The organism is Nodosilinea sp. LEGE 07088, assembly GCF_015207395.1.
Taxonomy (GTDB): domain Bacteria; phylum Cyanobacteriota; class Cyanobacteriia; order Phormidesmidales; family Phormidesmidaceae; genus Nodosilinea.
Window position 1 is genome coordinate 1 of the sequence record NZ_JADEWX010000277.1, and the last position, 5,017, is coordinate 5,017.

Sequence of the window (5,017 nt, forward strand, 5' to 3'; positions counted from 1 at the left end):
CCCTCCGCCCCTCCACCTTCTATAAATCAACCTTTCACCAATCAACCGAGATAAAGGAGTTACTCCATGACTGAACTGCTTACCGCCTGTCGGTTCTACTTTGAAGCCGATGGTGTGACTGAAAAACAAATTCTTGAAGTTTCTGGCCTATCCGTTGAATCGCCCGTGGCGGGGGATGGAGGTGTCCAGGGTTCTGGAAAAGGGGGACTTAAGGTCCGGCAGGCTACCCCAACCAGCGAGAAGTTTTCAAACGTTGTCGTCAAGCTGGTGGCCACGACCGATAAGGATCTTTACCTCTGGTACAAGGATTGCAACACCAACGATGGCGGTTCATCGGCCTGGTCTAGCAATCGGCGGGCATCATCAGTGTCTGCCTACGACCAGGCAGGCACCATGCAGGCTCGTTGGGAGCTGAAAAATGCCTATCCCTACAAATACGAAGGGCCGAGTTTTACGGCGGCGGATAGCAATATGGCCAACGAATCTCTGGAACTAGTCCACGAGGGTATTGAACGGGTGATTTAGGGAGAAAGCTATGGCCGGATGGCAAGAACTACTGGCGGCAAATCGGTTTTATCTAGAGCTTAAGCTCGAAGGTAGTGATACCTCCGCCGATGCCACTTTTTTGGAATGCCAGGGCTTTAAGCGCAGCCAGGAAGCGGTCGAAATTAGCGAAGTCACCCCTAAAAAATGGGGACAAGCCAATCTAGGGCGTTCTGTGCACACTAAAATTCCCGGCGGAGCTAAGACAGAGAACATTATTTTGCGTCGTGGCATGACTGGTTCAATGACGTTTTGGAAGTGGTTCGAAGCGGTTGAAACAGGACAATGGGCAAAGCAGTTACGCAACGGCTCCCTAGTCATCTATGACCAGGGTGGACAGGAACAAGCACGATTTGATTTTCAAAATGCCTGGCCATTGCGCTATACCGCCGCCGATGTTAGTGCCCAAAGTACAGATCTCGAAATTGAGGAATTAGAGATCGCAGTGGATACATTTGTCCGGGTGAGATAAAAAGGATGGCTTTCTATGTTTCAGACAGAGTTTGAATTTACGCTGCCTAAGGGCTATTTAGATGGTGAAGGCAATCTGCATCGTACCGGCCTGATGCGGTTGGCTAAGGCCGAAGATGAAATTGCTCCTTTACAAGATCCTCGGGTGCATGCCAACCCAGCCTATGCAACCGTTTTAATCCTGGCACGGGTGATTACTAAACTTGGAGCTCTAGACAATATCAACGCCAGGATTATTGAAAACCTGTATGCCAGTGACTTGAGCTATCTCTATCAGTTGTATTGCACCATCAATGAGTTTGATCGGGGTGATAAGGCTAATAACGGTGCTCTACCGTTGCATTTAGGAATAGGGTAGAGAGCAAATTATTACGAGTTCTAGTGTTTGAATCAGTGGTTTTGATGTTAGAAGTCTTTAACCCTTGACGTAACCGTCCCAGAGACAACGCTGGCTGAGCGCAGTCCAAGCCAAAACCCAGCCAGAATGTCCCGTTCGACGTTGCTCAGGGAACAGTTAGCCCTTGACGCCGACAGTTCAGCCAGGAATGACTAGACCTGAGAAAAGAGGTATGGCTCTATTTTTCCGGTGGGTTGGGCTGTGGTAAACCTCTTTTCTGTAGTGACACCCCTATACAAAAAAGAGCATGGTTCAATCCACTTTTCCTGGATTAGTAGATTACTTGAGCTACTGGCTGTGACACAGCTAAAGCACAGCCGAACAGTTATTCTCGATGAGGCATGAAGGTATGCGCCTTTCTGACGGCTACAATTTTTGCAGGCGAAAAGTCAGCGAACTGATCAACATTATTCGAGATCCTGGCCAGGCGCTCTATCGCTTGGGTCGACGAGAAGGCCAAAAGATTTATGAGCGAACAGACATATCCTTAGGAAACGAATCAAGTCAAGGCGGAAAATCAAAAGCTAAAATGCCCTATGGTCTAGACTTGAGCGCAGGCTTTGCTCGAGATCCTGCACGCCGAAAACGCCTCAACCAGCTGAGTTCGCCCTTCAGGAAAAAACATCGATACCATCCAAGCATACCCACTAGCTCTCAAGAAGTTTTAAAGAGCCGATGGGATCGCTATTTCATTGAAGATCATGTAAAAACGGGAGGCAATTTCTGTCTTTACCTGGGTAGCGCTCACAGTAGTGACGAACCTGTTTTGATCAAGAAATTGACCCTGTCCGAAAAGCTCTTTAGGCTAAAAGATATTGAGCAACGAGAGCGGATATTCGAGCAGCTCATTTCTCTTAATCGAAAAATTAGTCACGGTCCAGACTTTCGTTTGGTGAGATGGGTAGACGCCGTCTGCGATCGCGCTGATCATTCCTGCTACCTGATCACTAAAGTTCCCCAAGAAACCTGTCCCCTGGAAACCTACCTGGCCCAGCGAGGTACGATGACAGCCTCCCAGATTCGCATTGTGCTAGACCAGGTGCTTGAAACCCTACAGTTTTTGCACAACGCCTGCTGGATTCGGTTTCCCTTGCCTGGCTCGGAGCAGCTCATCAAGGGTATTCCCCACGGCAATATTAATCTCGGCAGTCTCTCTATTCGAGTGCTTGAGTCACAACACTCGGGTATGGAGGATCAGTTTTTCATCTATGTTACCGATTTGGCCCTGTGGGAGCATTTGTTCTTACCGCCGGGCATAGATAACTTGTACTCTAGCGGTACCGCTAGCCTGCTCAACCAAAAGGCTCTGAAGAATCTAAAATTCCGCGATTTGCGACACTTGTGCCAGGTCGTCTGCCACCTCGCTGGAGCCAACTTCAACTCCGATGGAATTCCCCTTGAGCTGGCAGATGAGACTCCTTGGGAGGCATTAGGTGATCCAATGCTCTGGGCGTATCTACGGCGGCTCTGGAATGCAGAGGAGTTGTCTGCTGAGGTTGCCCTAGAAGAATTGCGCTCTCTTCCTGAACCAGATGACGCCACAGAGGAAACCCAGCCTATCGAGTCACAGCTTGAAGAAAAAGGGGAAGATTTCTGGAGCCCATCTCGACTGCTGCTGTTCCTTAGCGTAGCAGGCATATTTGCCACGGCAGGATTTTACTGGAAAAATCAGCCATCTAATCGTTCGGTAGCGCCTCTAGCCTCATCTCAGCCAGTCCAACCTGTTGCTCACACAACCACTCTTGACGGTGCCATTGAGTACCAGACTGAGGCTGGCACTGCTTGGGGATCTGCCCTCCAAAAATTACTTGACCAGGCTAACTCTGAGTCAGATCATAGCCAGTCATCAGAAAGCTTACAGGCTCTACTGGGCACCATAGAACTTTTTGGACAGAGCGACTTTCAGCAGCCTGAAGATCTCAAAGGATTCTCAGCCTCGGAATCCCGTGCTTCGCAGAAGCTCGCAAAAAGCTATAGCGAGATTGCCAACTATATTCGGTCAGGAGATATCGATATTGGTCTGGTCAAGTCTTCTTCTTTAGGCTCTTCAGTAGCTGCTTCAGGATTGAAGTTTGAGCCTGTTGCCTACGACGGTCTGGCAGTATTTGTACCCTTTGGCAATCCCTATCGATCGCGCCACTCCGTCGGTAAATTGGGCCACACCATTGGCATACCTGAACTGCGCCAACTCTATACAGGAGACAGCGATACACCAACCTTTCGAGGGCAACCTATCAAGCTGTACTTTCCTGATGATGCGGTCGCTATTGATTTGTTTAAGGCTTTAGTTCTAAACCAGAATTTGGTTTTAATCGAACGGTTTGATCGCCTTCATAGAGCTGCTCAAGTGCGCGATCGCGGTAGATACCCAATCGCGGGAGCCGATGAAAACAATGAGCCTGACATTCGAAATGATATCTATGAAAAGATGCTCTACGAGTTTGAATCTGAGGGCGTTGTCAGCCTTGGCTTTGACCAATTGGGTGCCATGTTTAACCAGTGCTCGGTGTATCCCCTGGCGGTTAAAGCTAATGATCCAGGTGGGGGGCGGCAGGATCGCAGAATCGAGCCCATCCAGCCTCTGAGGCTGGATGGGGGAGAGCCGATTCACCCCACAACAGACCTGTGTAATGCCAAGGGCAGCTACTGGGTCGAGGTGTCTGAAGCCTACCCTCTGGCAGTAGAGCTAGGGTTGCTGTTTCCCTCCCAATCGCCTCAGGGAGAGGCATTGACCCACCTGTTGCGCACCACGGATGGGCAGTACCTGCTGAGCGAAGCCGGACTAGTGCCACAGATGTCGATGGAGCATGTCTGGCATGAGCTGTGGGGTGGCCGATGAATGACTCACAGCAGGCTCTGACCCAGCTGGCCGAAATAATTTTGCAAGATCCAGTGCTGCTGGATCGACTGAGCGATCGCATCTACAACCTGCTCACCACCGAAATTCGTCTACAACAGGAACGCAACCCCAGGAGGTTTTGATGGCCCTGACTACCTCTATCGAATTTAACTATGTCACCGCTGACCGTTTCTACATTGAAATGGAAGATACCCTAACGGCCTCCTTCAGCGAGTGCTCCGGCCTCGGCGTTCAGCTCAAGCGGGAAGCCTTCATGGAAGGTGGCGTCAACGACCAGCAGCGCATCCTCATCGGCCAGCCCGAATTCCCTGATATCACCCTTAAGCGAGGCATCACCAGTAGCCTCACCTTCTGGACCTGGCTCAACGAAATCCTCATGGGCAAAACCAACCGCCGCCGCACCATCAACATCCTTTTATTTAACCAGGCCGGAGAAACCATCCAGTGCTGGACCCTGATCGGCACCATCCCCGTAAGCTGGAGAGCTCCCGCTCTTCAGGCCGACAGCAACACCGTCGCCATTGAAGAACTCACCCTCGCCTACGAAGGCTTACAGGTTAGCCAGTCTCAGAGTGGCGGTGCTCAGGACATGTCGAAGGGGAGGACGCCGACCGGGTATTTCGCCTAGTCGGAGAGATGGGGAGCTAGGGAGATGGGGAGCTAAGTTGCCACCGTTCCCAAATACTCTTTTCTCACAACTTACGACTTACTACCCACTACTCCTCCGCCCCTCCGCCCTTTACGCC

The 5,017-nt window shown here is 50.7% G+C and carries 6 protein-coding genes; all 6 read left to right on the top strand.

The annotated features are described in order from the left end of the window. Positions 1–66 precede the first annotated feature (66 nt). The 6 genes from IQ254_RS29585 (at position 67) to IQ254_RS29610 (ending at position 4,899) form a co-directional block, all read left to right on the top strand. Positions 67–525: a phage tail protein gene (locus IQ254_RS29585; protein WP_193969724.1), complete on the top strand. Its 459-nt coding sequence runs from the start codon at positions 67–69 to the stop codon at positions 523–525. A gap of 10 nt (positions 526–535) precedes the next feature. Continuing rightward, the gene (locus tag IQ254_RS29590; RefSeq protein WP_193969725.1) at positions 536–1,015 is read left to right on the top strand and encodes a phage tail protein; all 480 of its coding nucleotides are present in this window, start codon (positions 536–538) and stop codon (positions 1,013–1,015) included. Positions 1,016–1,030: 15 nt separating this feature from the next. Then, positions 1,031–1,372, top strand: coding sequence for a hypothetical protein (locus IQ254_RS29595; protein WP_193969726.1), 342 nt, complete (start codon positions 1,031–1,033; stop codon positions 1,370–1,372). Between the two features lie 928 nt (positions 1,373–2,300). Further along, a complete protein-coding gene (locus IQ254_RS29600) occupies positions 2,301–4,250 on the top strand; it encodes a hypothetical protein (protein WP_193969727.1) in 1,950 nt (649 codons plus the stop codon). Beyond that, complete coding sequence (locus IQ254_RS29605) at positions 4,247–4,393, top strand: hypothetical protein (protein ID WP_193969728.1); 147 nt, start codon at positions 4,247–4,249, stop codon at positions 4,391–4,393. The genes IQ254_RS29600 and IQ254_RS29605 overlap by 4 nt, the downstream gene beginning before the upstream one ends. Next, positions 4,393–4,899 carry a phage tail protein gene (locus IQ254_RS29610; protein ID WP_193969729.1) on the top strand — a complete coding sequence of 169 codons (507 nt, stop codon included), beginning with the start codon at positions 4,393–4,395 and terminating at the stop codon, positions 4,897–4,899. Before IQ254_RS29605 ends, IQ254_RS29610 begins: the two co-directional genes overlap by 1 nt. The last annotated feature ends 118 nt before the right edge of the window (positions 4,900–5,017 follow it).